Origin of the sequence: Novosphingobium resinovorum, assembly GCF_027922145.1 — a bacterium.
In the GTDB taxonomy this organism is placed as follows: Bacteria; Pseudomonadota; Alphaproteobacteria; order Sphingomonadales; family Sphingomonadaceae; genus Novosphingobium; species Novosphingobium resinovorum.
This window is the reverse complement of sequence record NZ_BSFC01000044.1, coordinates 357,478-379,756: the sequence shown is the minus strand read 5'-3', so window position 1 is coordinate 379,756 and position 22,279 is coordinate 357,478. Positions and strand designations below refer to the sequence as shown.

General features: G+C 65.6%; 18 protein-coding genes and 1 tRNA gene. 8 read left to right on the top strand and 11 right to left on the bottom strand.

Annotated elements, in window-relative coordinates; translation table 11 throughout:
- Positions 1-37: 37 nt before the first annotated feature.
- Positions 38-1,279 (bottom strand): MFS transporter, encoded by a 1,242-nt coding sequence (locus tag PKE80_RS24475; protein ID WP_271184711.1) that lies wholly within the window; start codon positions 1,277-1,279, stop codon positions 38-40.
- A 183-nt stretch (positions 1,280-1,462) separates the two neighbouring features.
- Here PKE80_RS24475 and mtgA point away from each other — a divergent pair, with 183 nt between their 5' ends.
- Positions 1,463-2,128 carry a monofunctional biosynthetic peptidoglycan transglycosylase gene (mtgA, locus tag PKE80_RS24470; protein WP_271184710.1) on the top strand — a complete coding sequence of 222 codons (666 nt, stop codon included), beginning with the start codon at positions 1,463-1,465 and terminating at the stop codon, positions 2,126-2,128.
- Between the two features lie 448 nt (positions 2,129-2,576).
- Here the strand turns inward: mtgA and PKE80_RS24465 are convergent, their stop codons facing one another.
- Complete coding sequence (locus tag PKE80_RS24465) at positions 2,577-5,195, bottom strand: TonB-dependent receptor (protein ID WP_271184709.1); 2,619 nt, start codon at positions 5,193-5,195, stop codon at positions 2,577-2,579.
- Positions 5,196-5,551: 356 nt separating this feature from the next.
- On the opposite strand from PKE80_RS24465, the gene PKE80_RS24460 reads away from it, so the two are divergent.
- Complete coding sequence (locus tag PKE80_RS24460; protein WP_271184708.1) at positions 5,552-6,511, top strand: cation diffusion facilitator family transporter; 960 nt, start codon at positions 5,552-5,554, stop codon at positions 6,509-6,511.
- Between the two features lies 1 nt (position 6,512).
- On the opposite strand, the gene PKE80_RS24455 is transcribed toward PKE80_RS24460, so the two are convergent.
- The 4 genes from PKE80_RS24455 to clpP all read right to left on the bottom strand — a co-directional run bounded on the left by PKE80_RS24455 (position 6,513) and on the right by clpP (position 9,909).
- A complete protein-coding gene (locus PKE80_RS24455) occupies positions 6,513-7,364 on the bottom strand; it encodes a VOC family protein (protein WP_271184707.1) in 852 nt (283 codons plus the stop codon).
- A 94-nt stretch (positions 7,365-7,458) separates the two neighbouring features.
- Positions 7,459-7,791, bottom strand: coding sequence for a phosphotyrosine protein phosphatase (locus PKE80_RS24450; protein ID WP_309299005.1), 333 nt, complete (start codon positions 7,789-7,791; stop codon positions 7,459-7,461).
- Between the two features lie 66 nt (positions 7,792-7,857).
- Positions 7,858-9,120: an ATP-dependent Clp protease ATP-binding subunit ClpX gene (gene clpX / locus PKE80_RS24445; protein WP_008828342.1), complete on the bottom strand. Its 1,263-nt coding sequence runs from the start codon at positions 9,118-9,120 to the stop codon at positions 7,858-7,860.
- A 120-nt stretch (positions 9,121-9,240) separates the two neighbouring features.
- Positions 9,241-9,909: an ATP-dependent Clp endopeptidase proteolytic subunit ClpP gene (clpP, locus tag PKE80_RS24440; protein ID WP_008828343.1), complete on the bottom strand. Its 669-nt coding sequence runs from the start codon at positions 9,907-9,909 to the stop codon at positions 9,241-9,243.
- Between the two features lie 340 nt (positions 9,910-10,249).
- On the opposite strand from clpP, the gene PKE80_RS25375 reads away from it, so the two are divergent.
- The 3 genes from PKE80_RS25375 (at position 10,250) to PKE80_RS24430 (ending at position 13,290) form a co-directional block, all read left to right on the top strand.
- Positions 10,250-10,777, top strand: a complete 528-nt coding sequence (locus PKE80_RS25375; protein ID WP_370424476.1) for an RES family NAD+ phosphorylase — start codon at positions 10,250-10,252, stop codon at positions 10,775-10,777.
- Between the two features lie 261 nt (positions 10,778-11,038).
- Positions 11,039-12,502, top strand: a complete 1,464-nt coding sequence (locus PKE80_RS24435; RefSeq protein WP_271184706.1) for an amidase — start codon at positions 11,039-11,041, stop codon at positions 12,500-12,502.
- 143 nt (positions 12,503-12,645) lie between these two features.
- On the top strand, positions 12,646-13,290 hold the full coding sequence (locus tag PKE80_RS24430) for a hypothetical protein (protein WP_271184705.1): 645 nt from the start codon (positions 12,646-12,648) through the stop codon (positions 13,288-13,290).
- A gap of 105 nt (positions 13,291-13,395) precedes the next feature.
- Here the strand turns inward: PKE80_RS24430 and tig are convergent, their stop codons facing one another.
- Together tig and PKE80_RS24420 are read right to left on the bottom strand one after the other, a co-directional pair.
- Positions 13,396-14,958: a trigger factor gene (gene tig, locus PKE80_RS24425; RefSeq protein ID WP_271184704.1), complete on the bottom strand. Its 1,563-nt coding sequence runs from the start codon at positions 14,956-14,958 to the stop codon at positions 13,396-13,398.
- A 76-nt stretch (positions 14,959-15,034) separates the two neighbouring features.
- A tRNA-Leu gene (locus PKE80_RS24420) sits at positions 15,035-15,119 on the bottom strand.
- 144 nt (positions 15,120-15,263) lie between these two features.
- On the opposite strand from PKE80_RS24420, the gene PKE80_RS24415 reads away from it, so the two are divergent.
- Positions 15,264-15,428: a hypothetical protein gene (locus tag PKE80_RS24415; RefSeq protein WP_172705199.1), complete on the top strand. Its 165-nt coding sequence runs from the start codon at positions 15,264-15,266 to the stop codon at positions 15,426-15,428.
- Between the two features lie 233 nt (positions 15,429-15,661).
- Here the strand turns inward: PKE80_RS24415 and sppA are convergent, their stop codons facing one another.
- Positions 15,662-17,560 carry a signal peptide peptidase SppA gene (gene sppA, locus PKE80_RS24410; RefSeq protein ID WP_271184703.1) on the bottom strand — a complete coding sequence of 633 codons (1,899 nt, stop codon included), beginning with the start codon at positions 17,558-17,560 and terminating at the stop codon, positions 15,662-15,664.
- A 155-nt stretch (positions 17,561-17,715) separates the two neighbouring features.
- Between sppA and PKE80_RS24405 the strand changes: the two genes are divergently transcribed.
- Both PKE80_RS24405 and PKE80_RS24400 read left to right on the top strand, forming a co-directional pair.
- Complete coding sequence (locus PKE80_RS24405) at positions 17,716-18,696, top strand: aspartate carbamoyltransferase catalytic subunit (protein ID WP_271184702.1); 981 nt, start codon at positions 17,716-17,718, stop codon at positions 18,694-18,696.
- Positions 18,693-19,946: a dihydroorotase gene (locus PKE80_RS24400; RefSeq protein ID WP_271184701.1), complete on the top strand. Its 1,254-nt coding sequence runs from the start codon at positions 18,693-18,695 to the stop codon at positions 19,944-19,946. Before PKE80_RS24405 ends, PKE80_RS24400 begins: the two co-directional genes overlap by 4 nt.
- Positions 19,947-20,119: 173 nt before the next feature.
- On the opposite strand, the gene PKE80_RS24395 is transcribed toward PKE80_RS24400, so the two are convergent.
- Together PKE80_RS24395 and PKE80_RS24390 are read right to left on the bottom strand one after the other, a co-directional pair.
- Complete coding sequence (locus PKE80_RS24395) at positions 20,120-21,406, bottom strand: SPOR domain-containing protein (protein WP_271184700.1); 1,287 nt, start codon at positions 21,404-21,406, stop codon at positions 20,120-20,122.
- Positions 21,407-21,421: 15 nt separating this feature from the next.
- The gene (locus PKE80_RS24390; RefSeq protein WP_271184699.1) at positions 21,422-22,141 is read right to left on the bottom strand and encodes an AAA family ATPase; all 720 of its coding nucleotides are present in this window, start codon (positions 22,139-22,141) and stop codon (positions 21,422-21,424) included.
- Positions 22,142-22,279: the final 138 nt, after the last annotated feature.

Below are 22,279 nucleotides of genomic sequence, written 5' to 3'. Positions count from 1 at the left end.
CGAGAGGCCGGGCCGTCCGCGAGGATGGCCCGGTTTTTTATGCCGCCTCTCTAGCCATTTGCCGAGGATGCAATCTCAGCATGGGCACCCAGAGCAGCGCCAAGAGCGCGATCCCGGCGAACGCCCAGAACATGCCCGTGTAGCTGCCGGTGAGGTCGTAGATCAGGCCGTACAGCGGCGGCGTCGCCAGCATCGCCAGCAGGATCGCGCCCGACAGCAACCCCATCGCCCTGCCCACGCCGCGCTGGCCGAAGATGCGGGGGGCGAGGTAGCTTTCGGCCGGGACCATCATCCCGCCGAACAGCCCGGTCACCGCCACCCCCAGGGCGATGACCTCGTAGCCGGCGTGCGCCTGGGTCATGCAAGCCATCCCGGCCGCGAAGCCGCCGAGCGCGCAGAGCATCAGCGCCCTTGGACCGACTTTGTCGGCCAGAGCCGCGAAGCCCAGTTTCGCCACGAAGGCGCAGGCCGCGTAGATCGAGATCAGCGGCGCTGCCTGCGCGGCCGTCGCACCCGTGTCGATGGCAAGCGGCGCGAGGTTGGTGACCATTCCCTTCATCCCGGCCGTCACGATCGAGACGGTCAAAGCGATCATCCAAAATGCCGGATCGGTCAGGATCGCGCGGGCCGAGATCGGTGCGCGCGCCAGTTCCTCGCGGGCCTGCGGCGGCGGCTCCTGCGCACCGTCGGGATTGAGCCCACGGTCCGACGGCCGATCGACCACCAGCAGCGCCATCGGGATCATCCAAAGCAGCAGCACCACCGCCAGCGCCCGCAGCGCCACGCGCCATTCGAAAGCGGCCATCAACCCCGAGAGCACCAACGGGAACACGAATCCCCCCGCCGAAATCCCGGCGATTGCAATGCCCACCGCCCTCCCCCGCTTCTGCGCGAACCAACGCGAGAGCAACACCGTGATCGCCACCGGGCCGGTCAGCACGTTGGCGGGCGCGATCAGCACTGCAAAGACCACCAGAACGTGCATGAACGACGTCGCCAGCGAGATCGCCAAATAGCCTGACGCGAGCAGCACTCCGCCTGCCACCATCAGGCGGCGGAGCGGAAACCGGTCCATCACCATACCCAGCAGCGGCGCGAGTACCGCGCTGGTGCCCGACATCACCGTCATAGCCAGCATGAGCACAGTGCGACTCGGCCGGAACTCACGCGCCAGCGGCACTGCGACGATCGAATAGGTCGCGGCCACCATGCCCGTCGCCGCCAGCAGCATGAAACCGACCGCGACCTGCCTCCATCCCAACCCGAAGGATGCCGCCATGCGCCTGTTCTCCCGTTCCTCTTATGCGACGATGTATCCGGGAGAACTGTCAATACTGCAAATGAAACGTCGATATTACGAATACATGCATCGGCGGGGCGTTGCGCGCGCCGATGCTGGCGCAATGCCGGGCATTTCGACTAGAGAGAAGCTTCCCGACCGTTTCAGAGGCTCCCTGCGTCCATGCGTCTCCTTGCCAAGATCATCGTGTGGTTCATTGCGATCAGCGTGGGCTTGACGATGCTCTATCGCTTCGTGCCGCCGCCGGTGACGGTGACGATGCTGGTCGATGGCAACGGGATCACCAAGGACTGGGTGCCGCTCAGCCGGATCGACCGCAACATGGTCGCCGCCGTCGTGGCCGCCGAGGATGGCAAGTTCTGTACGCACAACGGCTTCGACACCGACGCGATCGAAAAGGCCATGGAGCGCAACGCCCGCGGCGGACGCATCCGTGGCGGTTCCACGATCAGCCAGCAGACCGCCAAGAACGTGTTCCTGTGGCAGGGCGAAGGCTGGACCCGCTACTTGCGCAAGGGCTTCGAGGTCTGGTTCACGTTCCTGATCGAGAACCTTTGGGACAAGCGCCGGATCATGGAAGTCTACCTCAACGTCGCCGAGACCGGCATCGGCACATACGGCGTCGAGGCCGGGGCGCAGCGGTACTTCGGCAAGTCGGCCGCGAACCTCTCCCCTGCCGAGGCGGGCCGCATGGCTGCCGCCCTGCCCAGCCCCAAGACGCGCTCGGTCAAGAACCCGGCGGGCTTCACGCGCCGCTACGGCAACACGATCGCCGCCCGCATCGGCACCGTTAAGCGCGGCGGCTACGACTCCTGCGTCTACGAATAGGGCCACCCCTACTGCATCGGCGCGCGCGTGTCCGGCGGCGCCTTGCAAGGTGACAGGTTTACACGGTTTACACAGTCCAGGGAGAAAAGGCGTCACCTTACCCCGGAAAGTGTCACCTTGTGCCGAGAAGGTGTCACCTTGAGGCGCGAATCTGTCACCTTGCGAGGGTGAAGCGTCACCTTGCCCACGGCTCGGCGCTCCGCCAGAGCACTCGAACTTGCTACAGGCGCGTTCCATCGCGCACATGTGGCAGATCGACAGGCGATTTTTCATGCGAGCGTTCTACGCCCGCTCGCCAATGTAGGAAAACGGATCGCGCCTGAACCTCTCTCCAGGCGAGGCAGCACACCATTGCCGGAAAACCCACAAATCCACGACAGGCAAAGGAAAAGGGGGAGGAACCCAACGGTTCCTCCCCCTTCCTGTTTCCTTCGCCGAATCAGGTTTATCAGAAGCCCATGATCAGCGTGGCACTGACCGCACGCGGCGAACCGAAGTTCACGAACGCATTGGTCGAGCTCGACAGGGTGTCGAGACCGCCGCTAAACGAACCGACGTAATACTTGTCGAACAGGTTCGTTACGTTGAGCTGGATCTCGCTCTTGGCCAGGCCCAGGCTCTCCAGCTTGTAGCGCAGGTTGAGATCAACCACCGTATAGCTTTTGAACTTGGCACCCGGATAGATCGTGGTCGTGACCGGCGCGGCGTCGGTCCCGGTGTTCACAGTCTGAATCTCGCCGTTGATGTCGTTCAGGAAGCGCGAGCCGGTGTACTTGGCTTGGGCACCGAACTGGAAGTCACCCAGGTCAAGCTGCGCGCGGCCGCCGAACAGCCATTCGGGAGCGGCACGCTCACGCTTGCCGGCGGTACGCAGGTAGTTCACGCCATCCTGTGTGTAGCAAAGGCCGGCGCGACCGATATCGCTGGTCGGCGAGCAGGCGCTCGTAACAACATCGTCCTGGATTTCCGACTTGATCCACGAACCGAAGGCATAGAGCGACAACGGCTCGACCGGACGGACCGAGACGCTGGCGTCGACGCCGTACTTCTTGACCTTGCCCAGGTTGGTGTCGGTCGCGTTGCCGTCGATGTCATACGCGGTGACGAGGCGGTTGTTGTACGACGAGTACCAGCCGGTCAGCGCGGCCTGGACCACCGGCGTCGAGTAACGCAGGCTCAGGTCGAAGCTGTCTGAGGTTTCCGGGGTGCGGTACGACGAGGGATCGTTCGCCGGAAAGTAGAACGAGTTGTACAGCGTGTCGGTGCTCGGAACCGAAAGGTTCTTCGAGTAGCTGCCCGCGATGCTGACTTCCGGGGTGATGCGGAAGGTGGCGCCGACGTTGGGCAGGATCTTGTCATAGTTCAGCTTGCGCGACTGCGGCAGAGCGGCGCCAGTGGCCTTGCCCGTGGTCGCATTGTAGACGTACGGATTGGCAGCGGCGTAGGCTGCGGCCTGGTCGGCGGGAACGCAGTTCACGAACGCGCCCGAGCTGCCGCCGGTGCTGGTGGTGAAGCAGTTCTGGTTAAGGTCGCGCTTGAAGAACGGGGCAGCAACGCCAAGCTGAACCGTCAGGGCTTCGTCGAAGAAGCGGCCGAGGTATTCCGCGGCGACCTTGTGAAGCGTCGCGTAGGAATTACGATCGCGCTTCTGCAGGACGTTACCCGCATCATCGGTCAGCGGATCGTTGATCGGGAACACGTCGAAAGGCTCGCCGTTGGCCTTCAGGAAGCCGGCTGCGCCGGTCTGGCGGTGATGTGCGCGATCGAACGAGTACGACAGACGAATGCGGTTCGTGTCGTTGATCTCGTAAGCCAGGTTGGTGATCGCGACGTAGCGATTGGTCTTGGTCTGGCTCGGCTGCAGCAGGGTCACGCGATCGAGCAGATCGCCGTCACCGTTGAGATCACGGCCGAAGTAGAAGCTGCCACCGTAGTTACCGGTGCCGGTGAAACCGTTCGCGGTGTATTCACGCTCGTAAGCACCGGTCGTGCCGCCGCCGTTGGCCTTGGTATACTGGTAGGCAGCGTCGACCGACAGGGTCAGCTTTTCGGTCAGGTGGAACAGCGAAGCAAGGCGCACGTTGCCGGTGTTCGACGGGTTGTAGCGACGCTCGAACGAGGTGCCGCAGCTGTTGGTCGCGTCGGCGACGCCGGGCGTTGCTGCAGCGACGGTGCAGGGGTAGCCGCCGGTGATATCATAGAAGCGCGTCGACTTGTCGCCAGAGAAAGCCCCGGCGGTGAACGGCGAACCACCGAAGTTGTTGCGGTTCTCATTGTAGTGGCCGGCAATCGAGATGAAGTCGCCGTTGTCGCCGAGCGGCTGATAGATCTTGGTGTTGAACTGCTTCTTCTGGACCTTGCCGTAATTGGCGAAGGTGGCTCCGTTGCGGGCGAACGAGCCGGTGAAATAGGCGCGCGTGCCGCTCGAATTCAGTTCACCGGTTTCGACCTTGGCGAAGAAGCGCTGGTACGAACGGTCTTCGCCGCCCGAATCCTTCGCCACGATATCGCCGTAGGACGTGCTGGTCATGACGCCGAACTCTTGGTCCGGAACCTTGGTGTTGATGTTGACGGTGCCGCCGACGGCAGCAGCGGTCGGGCTGTCGACGTCAGTGGAGCCGAGGTTGACGTTAACGCGCTCGATGATCTCACCGTCGACCTGCTGGTTCGAATAGACCGCGTAGTTGCCCGAGTCGTTCAGCGGGATACCGTCGAAGGTCTGCGAGATGCGGCTGGAATCGAAGCCGCGAATGGTGAACGAACCGCCCGACGAACCCCAGGGATCGTTGTTGGTGAAGCTGACGCCCGGGACCAGGTTGATGATCTCGTTGACCGACTGGCCCGCGCGCTGCGAACCGATGATTTCCTGGCCGATCTCGACCTTCGCCTTGGGGGAATCGGGCGTACGGACGCCGGCGATACCTTCGCCGATGTGCGTGCCGGTGACGATGATGGTGTTGTCGAAGTCGGCCGAACCGGTCGACTGCGCGAAAGCGGGAACCGCAAGGAAGGCGGCGCCGACGGCGATCGTGCTGGTCGCCGAGGAGAGGAGGGAGGTGAGTTTCATTTTATGCCCCTGAGCTTGTCAGACTGGAGTGGTCACAATGTGCGACGAACGCTTGAGCCACGCCGCATTTGCTGCGGCTGCTAAGAGCAGCGGGATATGACAACTTTCTGACGGTGAGGACTCAATTGCGTGCGCAAACGTGAAATTTTGTGACACTAGCGTAACACAACACGCTTTACGGCAAAAAATTGCATATATTTCAACATATTGCGATACGCGCTCAATATCGCGCTGCGGCATAAATGTCACGGGGAAGCGAAAGTGTTGCTGCACCTGCAACACTGCAAAAACGTAATGCGGGCGTGATGTTACGTCATAGCTTGATGACTGTCGGGCACTCGTGCCACTCGTCGGTCATGAGCGCAGGTCACAATCATCACGGGCATCAGCATGCACATGGACATCACCATGGGCATGGCCATCATCACGCGCATGCGGCACCGGCCAACCCGGGACGCGCCTTCGCCATCGCGGTCTCGCTCAACCTCGTTTTCGTCGTGGCCGAGACGATTGCGGGCTTCCTCAGCGGGTCCATGGCGTTGCTGGCGGATGCCGGACATAACCTGTCGGACGTGCTCTCGCTGGCACTTGCCTGGGCGGCAGCGGTGCTCTCCGCCCGCCCGCCTTCAGAGCGCTTCACTTATGGGCTGAAGAGTTCGTCGATCCTCGCCGCGATCGCCAACGCAGCGCTGCTATGGGTGGCGATCGGCGCGATCCTGGTCGAGACGGTGCGGCGCCTCGCTGATCCCGCGCCGGTTGGCGGCACGACCATGATGATCGTCGCCGGGATCGGCATCGCGGTTAATGGCCTTTCCGCGCTGCTCTTCGCAAAGGGCTCGAAGTCCGACCTCAATTTGCGCGGGGCGTTCGTGCACCTGATGGCGGACGCTCTGGTCTCGGTCGGCGTTGTGGCAGCGGGCCTGCTGATCACGTATACCGGATGGGGGCTGGTCGATCCGGTGACTTCGCTGGTCATCACCGTCGTGATCGCATGGTCGAGCTGGGGCCTGCTGCGCGATTCGCTGCACATGGGCATGCTGGGTGTACCGGAGGGCATCGACGGCCCGCGCGTGCGCGCCTTCCTCGAGGCGCGGCCGGGCGTCGCGCGCGTCCACGACCTGCACATCTGGCCGATGAGCACGACCGAGACCGCTCTCACCGCGCACCTCGTCATGCCCGGCGGACAGCCGGGCGACGGATTCCTGCATGCCCTGGCCCATGACCTCGAGCATGAGTTCGGCATCGGCCACCCAACCATCCAGGTCGAGACCGATGACCACAACCCCTGCGCGCTGGAGAGCGAGGCCGTCGTCTAGGCTATACGAATTCGTGCCGCGCACCGAGGAAGTCCTCGGGGACAATGGCGAAGCCGGATGATATGCAGCCCTCGCCCGTCACGCGCAGCTTCAGCTTGTCCGCGAAATGCGCCCGCGCCCTGCCCGCATCGGCGATCTTCCAGACGAGCGCATAGATGCCGTTCTGCGTACTTTGCAGGAACGCACCGAGCGGGCCACCGGCAGGATCGTTCGGCTGCACGAAGGCGACCCGCGTGTCGCCCACCTGCAGCAGGACCCGGCGCGCGGGTTGGGGTAGTTCGGTCCGGGCGTCCTCCAGCACTTCGCCGTCGACGACCTCGGTGAAGAAGCGCAGCGCCGTCTCGATATCGGCGGTGGCGCAGGCGATGTGGTCGAGGCCGGTAACGGTGCAGTGGTGCCCTGCACCGACTTGCGGGTTCCAGTTGCCGCGTTCCCAAGGGTCATTTGGCATCGGCAGTTCGCAGACTTCCAGCAGGACGCCGCCGGTCGATTCGGGCTTCACGAAGAAGAACACGCCGTAGTCGGCGGCGACGGTGCAGCCCGCTTCCCGGAAGGCGGCGCTGGCTGCCTTGCCGTCCGCCACCTTGATCTCGAACGAGTGGAACGCCTGCCCGATCCGGGCGAACTGGCGGGCGAAGGGCTTGGTGAGGTCGTCCAAGCGGCGCGGCGCCATCGGTTCGACCATGTGGTCGGTGACGTAGAGCAGCGCGGCGTCGCGGTCCTCGGCGGGGAAGTAGTTCTCCGCAAAGACCAGTCCGCCCAGCGCATCCTGATAGAGTGCGCGGGCGGCATGAATGTCGGCGACGGCGTGAATGGTGTGGATCACCCGCGAAACCGGAACGCGCGCGGCCATGGCTCTCTCCCCAATGTGTTTGCCGCAGAGTGGGGCGGCCATCGCGGGTTGCCAAGCAAGCGGGCACCCGTCCGGGCGATATCCGTGCGAGGATCTAGGTCCGATCGGCAGTCGTCGGCAGGTAGCGCGCCATCTTGCGTTCAAGCAGCCGTATCAGGTCGGTATCCATGAAGGCAAAGTCGTCCGGAATGTCGAGACAGATGACGCGCTGCCCGTTTAGGAAGCGCCGGAAACGCTGTTGCAGCTTGGTGCGATGGACCTTCTCCATAACCACGATGACGTCGGCCCAGGTCACCAGCTCTCCGGTCAGCGGTTCCTCGGCGTCGGCGTTGGTGCCTGCTCTGCGGTCGGGCTGCGCAGTCGGTTCTGGCTGCAGATGAAGAGATAGCGCTTCACCTGGCTCCGCCCGCTCGACAAAGACCCCCAACGACACAAGGCCCGGTCAGCGAACCGACCGGGCCTTGTGGTATTTGCGATGCGGGGACCGGAGCCGTCAGGCCGCAGCTTCCGCCTTGTCACCCTTGAGCACGCGGACGGGTTCCTTGCGGCCCTCGACCACGTCCTTGTCGACGACGACTTCGGCGATGTCGCGCTCGGTCGGCAGGTCGAACATGGTGTCGAGCAGCAGCCCTTCCACGATCGAACGCAGGCCGCGCGCGCCGGTCTTGCGCTCGATCGCCTTCTTGGCGATCGCTTCCAGCGCGTCGTCGGTGAAGGTCAGCTCCACGTCTTCCAGCTCGAACAGGCGCGCATACTGCTTGATCAGCGCGTTCTTCGGTTCCTTGAGGATCTTGACCAGCGCCTCGATGTCGAGGTCGTTGAGGGTCGCGATCACCGGCAGGCGGCCGACGAATTCGGGGATCAGGCCGAACTTGAGGAGATCTTCCGGCTCCGCCTTCTGGAGCAGTTCGCCCACGCGGCGCTTGTCCGGATCGGCGACATGCGCGCCGAAGCCGATCGAACGCTTCTGCAGGCGGTCGGCAATGATCTTGTCGAGGCCCGCGAAAGCGCCGCCGCAGATGAACAGGATGTTGGTCGTGTCCACCTGCAGGAATTCCTGCTGCGGATGCTTGCGGCCACCCTGCGGCGGAACCGAGGCGGTGGTGCCTTCCATCAGCTTGAGCAGCGCCTGCTGCACACCCTCGCCGGAAACGTCGCGCGTGATCGACGGGTTCTCGGCCTTGCGGCTGATCTTGTCGATCTCGTCGATGTAGACGATGCCCTGCTGCGCCTTCTCGACGTTGTAGTCGGACGCCTGCAGCAGCTTGAGGATGATGTTCTCCACGTCCTCGCCCACGTAGCCAGCTTCGGTCAGCGTGGTGGCGTCGGCCATCGTGAACGGCACGTCGAAGGTGCGCGCGAGCGTCTGCGCGAGCAGCGTCTTACCCGAACCGGTCGGCCCGACCAGCAGGATGTTCGACTTCGACAGCTCGACGTCGCCCTGCTTGCCGCTGTGCTTGAGGCGCTTGTAGTGGTTGTGGACAGCCACCGACAGGACGCGCTTGGCGCGTTCCTGGCCGATCACGTAGTCGTTCAGCATCTCGCAGATGTCGCGCGGGGAGACGATCTCGCCTTCCTTGCGACCGGCAATGCCCGCCTTGGTTTCTTCGCGGATGATGTCGTTGCAAAGCTCGACACATTCATCACAGATGAACACCGTTGGGCCCGCGATCAGCTTGCGCACTTCATGCTGCGACTTACCGCAGAAGCTGCAGTATAGGGTGCTTTTCGCGTCAGATCCGCTCAATTTCGTCATTTTCCGTCTTTAGCCTCCAACCGAGGCGACTCGCTCACTCTAGCCTGCCCGGGACCGGCTTTGCAATCCTACCGCCAAATGCTTGACGGAGACTGAAGGCGCCGGTCCCGCTTCAGGACGTTACGCTTCCGCCGGCTTGTCGCCGTCGGGGCGGGTCTCGAAGACCTTGTCGACGAGGCCGAATGCCAGCGCTTCGTCAGCTTCGAGGAACGTGTCGCGGTCCATCGCCTTCTCGATCTCGTCGAGCGACTTGCCGGTGTACTTCACGTAGAGATCGTTCAGGCGGCGGCGCATGCGCAGGATTTCGCGCGCCTGGATCTCGATGTCGCTGGCCATGCCCTGCGCGCCGCCCGAGGGCTGATGGACCATGATGCGCGCGTTCGGCAGCGCGATGCGCATGCCCGGTTCCCCTGCGGCGAGCAGGAAGCTGCCCATCGAGGCGGCCTGGCCGATGCACACGGTCGAGACGCGCGGCTTGATGTACTGCATGGTGTCGTGGATCGCCATGCCGGCCGTCACCACGCCGCCCGGCGAGTTGATGTACATCGAGATGTCCTTGGTCGGGTTTTCCGATTCCAGGAACAGCAGCTGCGCGACGATGAGCGAGGCCATGTGGTCTTCCACCTGGCCGGTGATGAACACGATGCGCTCACGCAGCAGGCGCGAGTAGATGTCGAACGAACGTTCGCCGCGGCTGGTCTGCTCGACGACCATCGGCACGAGTGCGCCCGTCACGGGATCGGTGGTGAACTTTCCTTGGGCGTTCGAAGCGCCGAACAGGTCGAGCATGGGAGTCCTCTTTGCGATTTTGCCTCGCCTATGTCGCGTGGCAATGCGCGATGTTCAAGGGGGTTAACCTATCAGGCGTGAATGGACGGGGGAGAAGCCGCCGGGCGCGCTGCCCGAGGTGCACAAGGTGACGCAGGTTTACACGGTTTACACTGTCCAGGGAGAAACGGTGTCACCTTGGGCCGGGAAGGTGTCACCTTATGAGGCGGAAGTGTCACCTTGCGGTGTAACCTTGTGCGGTGTGAGGTGATCAGACTGGGCATCGGCGCAAAGTATCGGAGTAGGCCGCGTGTAGGAAAGCTGGCTTTCGGGAAGCGCCCCCGTTTCGGCATTCGCGGACATGCGGCTCATGCCCAGGAGCCCGCTTGCCACGGTTGAAACTGGTGAGTGGCCTGCTAATCCTCAAATGATGAAGGTATGGCGGCTTACGCGTCCAGAACACGTCGCGCTCAATGGCGCAGGAGCAGCGAAGCTGGGCGGCCGCTACTCTTCTCCGGGCACGCCTCTGGTGAACTTCGCCAGCGACGCCGGGCTGGCGGTGCTTGTGGCCTTGCGGTACGCACAGGCGACCCCTGAGACGTTTGACGCTGACTTTGTTCTGGGGTGGACCACGATAAGCCAGGAAGCAGAGCGTGTCCCCCATGAGCTTACGGATGAGGGTAAGGTTGCCTTCGTTGATGCCTGGGCAGCAGAAAGGCGGTCCCTGATCGTGGCGGTACAATCGGCGGTTCTTCCAGAGGCGGACATCATCTTGATGAACCCACTCCATCCCGACGCGTCGGACGTAGCTCCGCTATGCACTCGACCCTTCAGGTTCGCCGATTGCCTTCACCGGCCCCCGATGCTCGAACGCTATGCTGCCCGTTGACGATCACGTCCGCCATCCATCTATCGTCATTCCCGCGAAGGCGGTGTTTAAGTTCAAGCCGTTTCAACGGCAGCTATCCAACCAAAGCTGCCCCACCCTCCCCGCTCAGTATGAACGGTGGATGGGGCCAAAGCGCACGCGGTCTTCCGCGGAATGACGATCGGCCCTCGCGCAAATCCAACAACACGCTCGCAGTAACGCTCTGGCGCCTCGCTGCAGGTTCCGCCATCGTGCCGGGCTCTATCCTGCCGGAGCCTTGAAGTGTACCGCCCCTCGACTCTCGTTCTCGGCATTCTCGCCGCCGCCTGCCCTCTCTCCTGCCCCGCCGCCGCACAGCAAACGCCGGAGGCGTATCTCCAGCGCATCGAGGCGATCGACGACAGCGGCCCGGCGATCCATGCGGTCGTCGCGGTAGCCCCGCCGGAATCGCTGGCCATCAAGGGCAAAGGCCCGCTCGCCGGGCGCGCGATCCTGGTGAAGGACAACATCGAGACGCGCGACATGCCCACGACCGCAGGCAGCCTCGCGCTGAAGGACAACGCCACCGGCCGCGACGCGCCTCTGGTCTCCAGACTGCGCGGCGCAGGCGGAGTGATCCTGGGCAAGACCAACCTCTCCGAATGGGCGAACTTTCGCGGCGAGCACTCCTCCAGCGGCTGGAGCGCGGTCGGCGGGCAGACGAAGAACCCTTACGCGCTCGACCGCAGTCCCTGCGGCTCGTCCTCGGGGAGCGGCGCGGCGGTGGCGGCGGGCATGGCCTGGGCGGCGATCGGCACCGAGACCGACGGCTCGATCACCTGCCCCGCCTCGGTCATGGGCCTCGTCGGGTTCAAACCTACGGTGGGGCTCGTCAGCCGCACGCATATCGTGCCGATCAGTTCGAGCCAGGACACCGCCGGACCGATGGCATGGACCGTGGCCGACGCCGCGCTGCTGCTCAACGCGATCGCCGGCAGCGACCCCGCCGATCCGGCCACCGCCGATGCCGACCGGCACAAGCCCGATTTCACGGTAGGCCTCGGCAAGGTCAGCCTGAAGGCGGTGCGCATCGGCGTGCTGCGCCGTCAGGTGGGCAACATGCCGGCTCTCACCGCGCTGTTCGAAACCGCGCTCGCCGACATGAAGCGCAACGGCGCGCAAGTCGTCGAGATCGACTTTCAGCCCGAAGCGCGGCTGGGCAAGGCCGAGTTAGCGATCATGCTCCATGAATTCCGTGAGGGCGTGAACGCTTATCTGGCCGGGACACCGGCCACTATCCCGGCGCGCGACCTTGCCGGGCTCATCGCCTTCAACCAGGCCCATGCCGCCGGGGAACTACGCTGGTACGGGCAGGAACTGTTCGAAAAGGCGCTCGCCGCCACTGACGACGCCGCTTACGCCGTCGCCCGCGCGGACGCGCAGCGTCTCGCGGGAGCCGAGGGGATCGACGCTCTGCTCAGGAAGTATGACGTCGACATCCTCGTCGCGCCGACAACCAGCCCGGCCTGGCCGATCGACCCGGTGCTGGGAGACAACTTCGTCGATGTCGGCGCCGGCTCACTGGCGGCCGTGGCAGGCTATCCGCACCTCTCGGTGCCGATGGGCACGGTCGAGGGCTTGCCGGTGGGCATTTCGTTCATGGCCGGGAAATGGGACGATGCCAAAGTGCTGCGTATCGGCGCCGCCTACGAACGGTCGCGCAGCGCGAAACTGACCGCTCCGGCCTTGCGCAACTGGGCGCAGTAGCCCGAAAACGGGACGATCGGGGCGCGCGCCGCGACGATAGTGACTGGCGGGCGCGCTCGTCTTCGGCCATCGTGGCCCTTTCCCGCATCGCAGGAGACCCTGTGTACCGATCGACTTTGCTAGCCGTGAGTGCAATCGTTTCCATGGCGCCGGCGGCCGCCCGGGCCGATACCCCTCGAGAACTGCTGACGACGGCCGCCTTCCAGACCGCCACCAAGGCCCAAGCCCTCAAGCTGGTAGCGCTGGCGATCACGGCTTCGGACAAGATACTCGCCGCGCGTCCCGGCGATCACGAAGCGACGCTGCAGCGGGCCATCGCCATCGGCTATCGCGGCAAGCTGACCCGTAGCCGCTCGGACGTGCGGGCCTCGCTCGACGTGTTCCAGAAGCTGGCGGCGGCCAATCCGCGCGATCCGGAGGCGCAGATCGTGATCGCCGGATGGCACCTCGGCGCGGTGGATGAACTCGGCGGGTTCCTGGCGCGCACGGCGCTCGGCGCGCGGACTGCGGCGGGGGAGACGGCGCTGGCCAAGGCGGTTGCACTCGGCGGTGATCGGGCGTTCTATCCCGGCCTCGCCGCGCTGCTGCAGATCCGCAACGACCCGAGCGACATCGCGCAGGCGAGGCGCTGGGCCGAAGCCGCCGCGACCGGGCAGGCGGCCACCCCGCTCGACGCCCTGATGAAGCGCGCGGCGCTCTCGGTGCTACCCTCGCTGCGCGCCAACGACGGCAAGGGTGCGGCGGCATTGGCGCGCAAGCTGGTGCCGTTCGGGAAGATCGGGGACTAAACCTATCGTCGTCCCGAACTTGATCCGGGACGACGGAAACGAAAAAGCCCCGGTGCAGCGATGCACCGGGGCTTTTTCGTTATCGGTCAAACCGCAAGGGAGGGATCAATCCTCCTTGGCTGCGGCCTTCTTCTTGGCCGGGGCCTTCTTGGCAGGCTTGGCTTCATCAGCCGGAGCCTCTTCAGCGTCGTCCTTCTTGGCGGCAGCCTTCTTGGCCGGAGCCTTCTTCGGCTTTTCCTCGGCGGCAGCTTCATCAGCCGGAGCGGCTTCCGCTTCGTCCTTCTTCGCAGCCTTCTTGGCGGGAGCCTTCTTCGGCTTCGCGGCCGCAGCGGGCTTCTCGCCGTCGGCGTCGGCCTCGATCGCGGCCTGCAGTTCGTCGCGGGTCACTTCGCGCTCGGTGACTTCGGCCTTCTCGATGAGGAAGTCGACGACCTTGTCCTCATAGAGCGGGGCGCGCAGCTGAGCGGCCATCATCGGGTCCTGCTGGACGTATTCGAAGAAGCGCTGGCGGTCTTCCGGGCGGTACTGCTGCGCAGCCTGCTGCATCAGCATGCCCATTTCTTGGCTGGTCACTTCGACGCCGTTGGCCTGGCCGATTTCCGACAGGAGCAGGCCCAGACGCACGCGGCGCTCGGCGATCTTGCGGTAGTCGTCCTTCTCGGCCTCGATCTCTTCGAGCGCGGCGGCCGGGTCTTCCTCGTTCTGCGCTTCCTGGATCAGCTGCTGCCAGATCTGCGAGAATTCGGCTTCCACCATGGTCGGCGGCACGTCGAAGTCATGGCCGGCGGCCAGCTGATCGAGCAGCGAGCGCTTCATGGCGGTGCGGGTCAGGCCGGCAGTTTCCTGCTCCAGCTGGCCGCGCAGCAGGCCGGTGAGCTGCTCCAGGCTCTCAAGACCCAGTTCCTTGGCGAAGTCGTCGTCGAGCTTCGATTCGGCGGGCGCCTTCACTTCGTGCGCGACGATGTCGAAGGTGGTTTCCTTGCCGGCGAGGTTCTCGGCCGGGTAGTCCTCGGGGAAGGTCACGGTGATCGTACGCTCGTCACCGGCCTTGATGCCCTTGAGCTGCTCTTCGAAGCCCGGGATGAAGCGATCAGCGCCGATCACCAGCGGGGCCTTCTCGGCCTTGCCGCCGTCGAACTCGACGCCGTCGAGCTTGCCGGTGAAGTCGATGATGACCTGATCGCCCTCGGCGGCCTCGCCGTCCTTGGTCTCGAAGCGCTGCTGCTGCTTGGCGATGTTCGCGACCGCTTCGGTCACGGCTTCATCCGAGACGGGCACGGTCAGCTTGTCGAGCTTCAGGCCGTCGAGCGAGGGCGCGGCGATGGTGGGGAGGATTTCGAGGCTGACGGTCAGCTCGGCGTCCTTGCCCTCTTCATAGCCGTCGGTCAGCTTGACGTCGGGGTTCATGGCGGGGCGCAGGGCGTTGTCGGCCACCAGCTTGTCCATGGCTTCACGGATCGAGGTGTTCAGCGCTTCCTGGTGGATCGCCGGGCCGTGCAGCTTCTTGACGAGGTTCGCGGGAACCTTGCCGGCGCGGAAGCCGGGCATGCGCACCTGCGGAGCGATCTTCTTGACCTCACCCTCGACCTTGGAGGTGATGGTGGCGGCGGGGATGGTGACCGTGTAGGCGCGCTTCAGGCCCTCGTTGGTCGTCTCGACAATCTGCATTTCGATGCCTTCCTGTGCAATCCAAAGGGCCTCTCGGCCAGCATTACCGTGGCCTACCCTCGCACAGGTGACGGATTGGTGCGGGCGAAGGGACTCGAACCCCCACATCTTTCGATACTGGTACCTAAAACCAGCGCGTCTACCAATTCCGCCACGCCCGCATGAGTGTAGCCTGAAACTCAAGGGACGGGCCATTAATGGCAGCCGGAGAAAAGGGCAAGTGCGACGAGTCGCTATGGTGTCACGGAACGGATCGCCTCCACGCCGGGTTATGTGTGCGAGGGGGCGAGAGGAGCGAGATCACCATGGCCACCCAGCCACCCGTCTACAGCCCCGGCGACACGCCTGCGGAAATCCCGACCCCCGGAAACGACCCCGGCGTTCCCGGCGGTCCGGATGAGACGCCGCCGCAGGGTCCGGACTTCGACCAGCCCGATGAGGCGCCGGTGGAACTGCCGCCGCCGGATTGAGGCTCATTTCGTCACCGGATCGAGCTACACATCGTCATTGCGAGCGCAGCGAAGCAATCCAGGGCAGTTGAACGCCGCCCTGGATTGCTTCGCTGCGCTCGCAATGAATGATGTGTGGGTGCCTCCGCTCGTGCTCGGACATGAGCGGGGAGAGGAAAGCGTAAGCGGGAAAAGGCATTACCCAACCCCGCTCGCCCTGAGCTTGTCGAAGGGCCGCGCGCCGCCCTGTCAGCCTACTTCCATCCCGCCAGCCGCGCGAGCATCGCCACGGTCGAACCCTCGCCCACCGGCTTCACCACAGCGCGATAGTCCGGCCCCGCCGCACAGGCGAGGCAATATGCCTGCACGCCCTGCGCGCCCAGCACACCGTCGAGCCGCGCCACCGCCTGCGCCATCTGCAGCCGCTGGCGCTGCGCCACCAGCCCGGCGAAGTCGTAAGCTGCCGCCTGCTCCTGCGAACCGGACGTCATGCTCTGCACGAAGGCGCTGAACGAATCCTCCGGTTCCTCCAGATAGACCGCCTGCCACTTGCCGTTGCCCACGCCGCCCAGCTTCGCCGCATAGGCCAGCGCATCATCCAGCCCGCCCATCTGGTCGACGAGGCCGAGCCGCTGCCCGTCCGCACCCGGCCACACCCGGCCCTGAGCGATCGCGTCGACCTGCTGCGGCGTCTTGCCGCGCGCCTTGCCGACGATGCCGAGGAACTTGCCGTAGATGCTCTCCACCGAGCCCTGCAGCATCGCCTCCACCTCGGGCGTGAAGCCGCCGAGAATGTCCGGCTGCCCCGCCAGCGGCGTCGAACGCACCCCGTCGCTGGTCACGCCGAAGTCCGCCAGCGTCTTCTCGAAGCTGGGCACGAAGGCGAAGACGCCAATCGAGCCGGTGATCGTCGCGGGCTCCGCGAACACGCGCTGGCCGGGCGTCGAGACCCAGTAGCCGCCGCTCGCCGCCATCGTGCCCATCGACACCACGACCGGGATCTTGGCATCGCGCCAGCGCTGGATCGCGCGGCGGATGCGCTCCGACGCCATGACCGAGCCTCCCGGCGAATCGATCCGCACGACCAGCGCCTTCATGCCCTCTTCGCGGTTCTCGTCGAGCAGCGCGGCGATGCGGTCGCCGCCCGCCGTGCCGGGACCAGCCTCACCATCGACGATCTCTCCGGCGATGGTGACGACGCCGATCTTGGCGCCCTCCCCCTTCACCGGGTTCGCCGCCAGCCAGGTTGCCAGCCCGGTATGCGCGTAGTCCGGCGCATCCTTGTCCGAATGGCCGATCGTGGTTTCGCCCACCAGCTTCTCGACGCGGGCCTCGAACTCGGTCTGGTCGCCGATGCGGTCGATCAGGCCTGCCGCCTTCGCGGCCTCGGCCATGTCGTTGCCGTGGGCCTTGTTCCAGCCGACCGGGTCCGCGACCATGCGATCGAGCTGCGCTTTGGGCCGCGCCTTCGCGATCTCGGCGCGCAGGGCGTTCCACTGCGAATCGAGGATCAGCTTGAAGTCCTCGCGCGCCTCGGGCGAGAGGTCGGTGCGCATGTAGGGCTCGACCGCCGACTTGTAGGTGCCGACGCGGTAGACATGCGCGTTGACCCCGTACTTGTCGAAAAGCCCCTTGTAGAACTGCAGGTTGCCGCCCGGTCCCGCCACGAAGGCGCCGCCCATGGGATCGACCCAGGCCTCGCTGGCGTGGGCCGCCAGCTGCACGCCGTCATCGGCATAGAGGTTGGCGAAAGTCAGCACCGGCTTGCCCGCCTTGCGGACTTCGTCGATGGCCGCGCCGATATCATGCAGGTGGACGTAGCGCCCGCCCATGAAGCGCGAGAGGTCGAGGACGACCGCCTTGATCCGCTTGTCGCTCGCCGCCAGCCGCAGCGCCCGCTCGACGTCGCGGGCCTGGAATTCATGGACCTGCTCGCCCCCGGAGGTGAGCAGCTGAAGCGGATCGACCTTGCTCTTCTCCTCGACCACGGTGCCGTCGAGTTCGAGCAGCAACGCCCCGTTCTCCACCTTGCCGCCGACCGGCCGCGCCGAGAGCGCGGCGTAGATCACCCCGAAGAAAGCCAGCAGGAACAGCAGCGCCAGCGCATCCTTCACGGCGACCAGCAACTTCCAGACCTTGCGCGCGAATCTCATGTATCGACCTGCCTTTCGCATGCAGCCTTACCTGCTGCGGTGCGGAATGGGAAAGGGGCGGGCACCAAAGCGGTTCCATTCCTTTTCGCATCGGGGGAGGAATGGCTGGATCGCCCTTGCTCACCCCCGGCTCCCCGCCTATGGCGTGGTCTTTAATGACACCTCCAGAATACACCTATCCGGCAGGCGCTCTCGCCTTTCCGCATCGCGGCCTCACGGGCATCGCAGGGCTAGCCCCGCACCAGATCTGGTTCCTGCTCGACGAGGCGGAACAGTGGGTCGAAATGAACCGGGGCGCGCAGAAGCGGGTCGAGCTGCTTTCCGGTCTCACCATCATCAACGCCTTCTTCGAGAACTCGACGCGCACGCTGCTGAGCTTCGAAATCGCGGGCAAGCGCCTCGGCGCCGACGTCGTGAACATGGCGGTCGCCACCTCCAGCGTGAAGAAGGGCGAGACGCTGATCGACACGGCGATGACGCTCAACGCCATGCGCGCCGATGCCATCGTCATCCGCCACGCCTCCTCGGGCGCGGTGCAGCTGATCGCGGACAAGGTGGACTGCCCGGTGCTCAACGCCGGGGACGGCCAGCACGAGCACCCGACGCAGGCGCTGCTCGATGCGCTGACGATCCGGCAGGCCAAGCGCGCCTTCAACGGGCTGCGCGTGACGATCTGCGGCGACATCCTGCACAGCCGCGTGGCGCGTTCCAACATCCTGTGCCTCGCCTCGCTGGGCGCCGACGTGCGGGTCTGCGCGCCGCCCGCGCTGATGCCCGCAGATATCGAGCAGATGGGCGTGACGGTGTTCCATGACTTCGACGCGGCGCTGAAGGGCGCGGACGTCGTCATGATGCTGCGCCTGCAGATGGAGCGCATGGAAGGCCAGTTCATCCCCTCCCCGCGCGAATATCGCCACCTCTACGGGCTGACGCTCGACCGGCTGGAACTGGCCGAATCGAACGCGCTGGTCATGCACCCCGGCCCGATGAATCGCGGCGTCGAGATCGACAGCAACGTGGCCGACCATGTGGAGCGCTCGATGATCACCACGCAGGTCGAGATGGGCGTGGCGATCCGCATGGCCTGCCTCGATGTCCTCACCCGAAAAGGTCGCAAGATGGAGGGCTGGGCATGAGCCTTCACGCACCCCTGACCGTCACGGGCGGCCGCCTGCTGCTGGCCGACGGATCGATCCAGAGCGGCGCGGTGCGCTGCGAGGGCGGATTCATCACCGCGATCGGCGCCGAAGTCGCCGCGCAGGACGGCGACACCGTGCATGACGCGCGCGGCCAGATCGTTGCGCCGGGCCTCGTCGACATCGGCGTCTTCGCGATCGACAAGCCCGCGTTCCACTTCGGCGGGATCACCCGCGCGGCGCTGATGCCTGACCAGAACCCGCCGCTCGACGTCTCGGCGCGGGTGCGGTTCGCAGCGCAGTCGGGCAAGCCGGACTTCTGGGTCCATCCGCTCGCCGCCGCGACGCAGGGGCTGGAGGGCAAGGCGCTCGCCGAGATCGCGATGATGCGCGATGCGGGCGCGCGGGCAGTCTGCACCGGGCGGCGCTGGATCGGCGATTCGGGCACTATGCTGCGGCTGCTGCAGTACACCGGGATGCTGGGCATGGTCGTCATCGCCCATGCCGAGGACGCCGGGATCGTCGGCAATGCCGTCGCCACGGCGGGCGAGATGGCGACCCGTCTGGGCCTCCCCAGCGCACCTGCGCAGGCAGAGGCTCTCGCGATCGCCCGCGACATCGCGCTGGCCGAGATGGCGAATGCTGCGATCCACTTCCGCAACGTGACGACTGCCGCCGGTCTGGAACTGGTGCGCGCGGCCAAGGCACGCGGGCTGAAGGTGACGGCGGGGGTGAGCCCGGCCTACTTCATGCTTTCCGACCTTTCGATCGGGGCGTTCCGCACTTTCACCCACCTCTCGCCCGCGCTACGCTGCGAGGCGGACCGCCGCGCCGTGGTCGCCGCCATCGCCGACGGCACCATCGATGTGATCGCCTCGGGCCACGATCCACGAGGACCGGAGGACAAGCGCCTGCCGTTCAGCGATTCGGCCCCCGGCATGGCGGGCGCCGAGACGCTGCTGCCGCTGACGATGAGCCTCGTGCGCGACGGCGTGATCGACATGGCCCGCGCCTTCGAGCTGATCGCCGCCAACCCGGCGAAGCTGCTGGGCGTGAACGCAGGCAGCTTGGCGGTCGGCGCCGAAGCCGACATCGCCGTGCTCGATCCCGAGCGGCCGTGGATCGTCAATTCGGACAAGATGGCAGCGGCGGCGGGCAATACCCCGTTCGACCGCCAGCCCGTTCAGGGCCGCGTCCTCGCGCTGTTCAAGGGCGGCGTCGCGGTGCGAATGAAGAAGATCGGCGGGTAAACCGCCCTTTCCTTTCGTCATTGCGAGCGCAGCGAAGCAATCCAGGGCGGTTTACGCGGCCCTGGATTGCTTCGCTGCGCTCGCAATGACGAAGCATGGGGTCAAAGAAAAAGGCCCTTCCGTCCCGCAGGACGAAAGGGCCGTGCAAAGGTTCACATGGAACTTTTGAAGCTTCAGCGGCTCGCCAGCATCGGCCTGCCACGCGCAGCGACCGCGCCCGGCAGCGAGCGGCCGTCCTCATAGGCGAGGCATTCGCCGCCGCGTCCCTTGACGGTCGAGCACATCGACTGCGCCACGCCGCGCGCGAAACCTTCGGCGGCAACGCGGTAATAGCGACGCCCGTTGACGTCGGCCTCGGTGATCCGCAGCGCATGGCCACGCAGAGAGGGGTCGCGCTTCTGGAAGATCGCCCAGGCCCGCTTGGCGCCGTCCATCGTGCTGAACGAGCCGAGCTGCACCAGATGGCTGCCCGACTGGCCAGTCACGGCCTGTTTAACCGGAGCGACCTTCACCGCCGCCTTCTTCACCTGCGGCTTCTGCATGCGCGCGAGGCTGCCGTCGAAAGCACGTTCGATCAAGCGACGCGGCGCCTCGTCCGCGAACGCCATCGCCGGAGCGACCGGCGCAGGTGCTTCGGCAAAGACCGGAGCAGGCGCTGCCTCTTCGCTTGCAGGAAGTTCCGCGACAGGCTCAACCGGCTCGGCCGCAGCCATCATCACGCGCGGGGTATGATCGATACCGTTCAGTGCCAGCGCCGTCGGCTGGCCCGGATCGAGGCGCAGCGGCGTGCCCAGCAGGCCTGCGACGCGTGCGCGGCCCTGTTCGGGGCTCGCCTTCGCGCCCCAATCCTGCAGGCGCGCTTCGAGTTCATCGCCCGAGACATCCTGCGACGCGATCACCCGCGCCTCGGCCCAGCGGCCGTCGAGGGCATAAGCATAGGCAAGGTTCTGACGCGTCTTGGCGTTGTTTTCGCCGCCGCGCACGGCCTGCGAAAGCACCTCGACGCCCTGCGCAGGCTGGCCCGCCAGCGCCACGGCGAGGCCGTAGTCGCTCGCCGGGAGCTTGTTGGCAAAGCGCTGCAGCACGTCGAGCGCCTCGGCCTTGCGGCCCGAACCGATGTAGGCGAGCGCAAGGCTGAGCCCCGTGCGCGGGCTGCGGTCGCCCAGCGCCAGCGCGTCCTCGAAGGTCGTGGCGGCCGAATTGAAGCGACCCGCGGCAAGATAGCCCTGCGCCAGTGCCGAGCGGGCGCCCATGTCGCGCGGCGACTTGGCGACGCGCGCCTCGACCTTGGAAAGGGCGCCCTCGTCCACTCCGGCGACCTGCCCCTCGGCGACGCGCGTGTCACCCGCGCTGGCGACACCGTGCGGCCCACCCGCGCAGCCCGCGAGCAGCGCCGCGACCATGGCCGAGCACAAGGTGAAGCCTGCGTTACGGGCGCTGTTGTTGTGGCGGTTCTTCATTGCATCTACCCCAAATCAGGCCGGAACACGGCGGCCGAAACCGCCCACCGGACGCAGCACGCCTCCCTGCACCGGCTGTCCGACAGCAGGCGTGGCGAAGATCGTGCGGCGAAAATTCTTTTCGAGACGGTCGGCGACATAGGCCCACAAGGCGGCCATCTCGGCGGCGGAGCGACCGTTCGGGTCGATCTCCATGACGGTGCGGCCATCGATCATCGAGGCCGCGAAATCGGTGCGCTGGTGCACGGTGACCGGCGCCACGGTGCCATGCTGCGAGAGCGCGACGGCGGCCTCGGCGGTGATGCGCGCCTTGGGCGTGGCGCCGTTGACGACGAAGACCAGCGGTTTGCCCGACCGCTCGCACAAGTCGACGGTGGCGCCCACCGCGCGCAAGTCGTGCGGGCTGGGGCGGGTCGGGATGACGATGAGTTCGGCGACGGCGATGACGCTCTGGATCGCGAGGGTAATTGCGGGCGGGGTGTCGATCACCGCCAGCTTGAAACCCTGCTGGCGCAGCACCTGAAGATCTGCGGCAAGGCGCGCCACGGTAGTCTGCGCGAAGGCCGGCATCTCCGCCTCGCGCTCGTTCCACCAGTCGGAAAGCGAGCCTTGCGGGTCGATGTCGATCAGCACGACCGGCCCGGCTCCGGCGCGCTGCGCCTGCACGGCAAGATGGCCGGACAGCGTCGTCTTGCCCGATCCGCCCTTCTGCGATGCCAAAGCCAAAACGCGCAAAACCGATTCCCCTATACGGCGGGCGCCGTGCCCTGCCGATGGGAGTGCCAGATCGTTCCTAATTTACGGTTAATTGCTTAGAGGGGCGAAACCGGGCGTTCACCGGCGCAAGTGTGACGATTCAGAGTGCACCCCACG

Excerpts from the sequence above, each read along its gene's own strand:
- PKE80_RS24475 (WP_271184711.1), bottom strand. The coding sequence starts at position 1,279 with ATGGCGGCATCCTTCGGGTTGGGATGGAGGCAGGTCGCGGTCGGTTTC.
- mtgA (WP_271184710.1), top strand. The coding sequence starts at position 1,463 with ATGCGTCTCCTTGCCAAGATCATCGTGTGGTTCATTGCGATCAGCGTG.
- PKE80_RS24465 (WP_271184709.1), bottom strand. The coding sequence starts at position 5,195 with ATGAAACTCACCTCCCTCCTCTCCTCGGCGACCAGCACGATCGCCGTC.
- PKE80_RS24460 (WP_271184708.1), top strand. The coding sequence starts at position 5,552 with ATGAGCGCAGGTCACAATCATCACGGGCATCAGCATGCACATGGACAT.
- PKE80_RS24455 (WP_271184707.1), bottom strand. The coding sequence starts at position 7,364 with ATGGCCGCGCGCGTTCCGGTTTCGCGGGTGATCCACACCATTCACGCC.
- clpX (WP_008828342.1), bottom strand. The coding sequence starts at position 9,120 with ATGACGAAATTGAGCGGATCTGACGCGAAAAGCACCCTATACTGCAGC.
- clpP (WP_008828343.1), bottom strand. The coding sequence starts at position 9,909 with ATGCTCGACCTGTTCGGCGCTTCGAACGCCCAAGGAAAGTTCACCACC.
- PKE80_RS25375 (WP_370424476.1), top strand. The coding sequence starts at position 10,250 with ATGCGGCTCATGCCCAGGAGCCCGCTTGCCACGGTTGAAACTGGTGAG.
- PKE80_RS24430 (WP_271184705.1), top strand. The coding sequence starts at position 12,646 with ATGGCGCCGGCGGCCGCCCGGGCCGATACCCCTCGAGAACTGCTGACG.
- tig (WP_271184704.1), bottom strand. The coding sequence starts at position 14,958 with ATGCAGATTGTCGAGACGACCAACGAGGGCCTGAAGCGCGCCTACACG.
- PKE80_RS24415 (WP_172705199.1), top strand. The coding sequence starts at position 15,264 with ATGGCCACCCAGCCACCCGTCTACAGCCCCGGCGACACGCCTGCGGAA.
- sppA (WP_271184703.1), bottom strand. The coding sequence starts at position 17,560 with ATGAGATTCGCGCGCAAGGTCTGGAAGTTGCTGGTCGCCGTGAAGGAT.
- PKE80_RS24405 (WP_271184702.1), top strand. The coding sequence starts at position 17,716 with ATGACACCTCCAGAATACACCTATCCGGCAGGCGCTCTCGCCTTTCCG.
- PKE80_RS24400 (WP_271184701.1), top strand. The coding sequence starts at position 18,693 with ATGAGCCTTCACGCACCCCTGACCGTCACGGGCGGCCGCCTGCTGCTG.
- PKE80_RS24395 (WP_271184700.1), bottom strand. The coding sequence starts at position 21,406 with ATGAAGAACCGCCACAACAACAGCGCCCGTAACGCAGGCTTCACCTTG.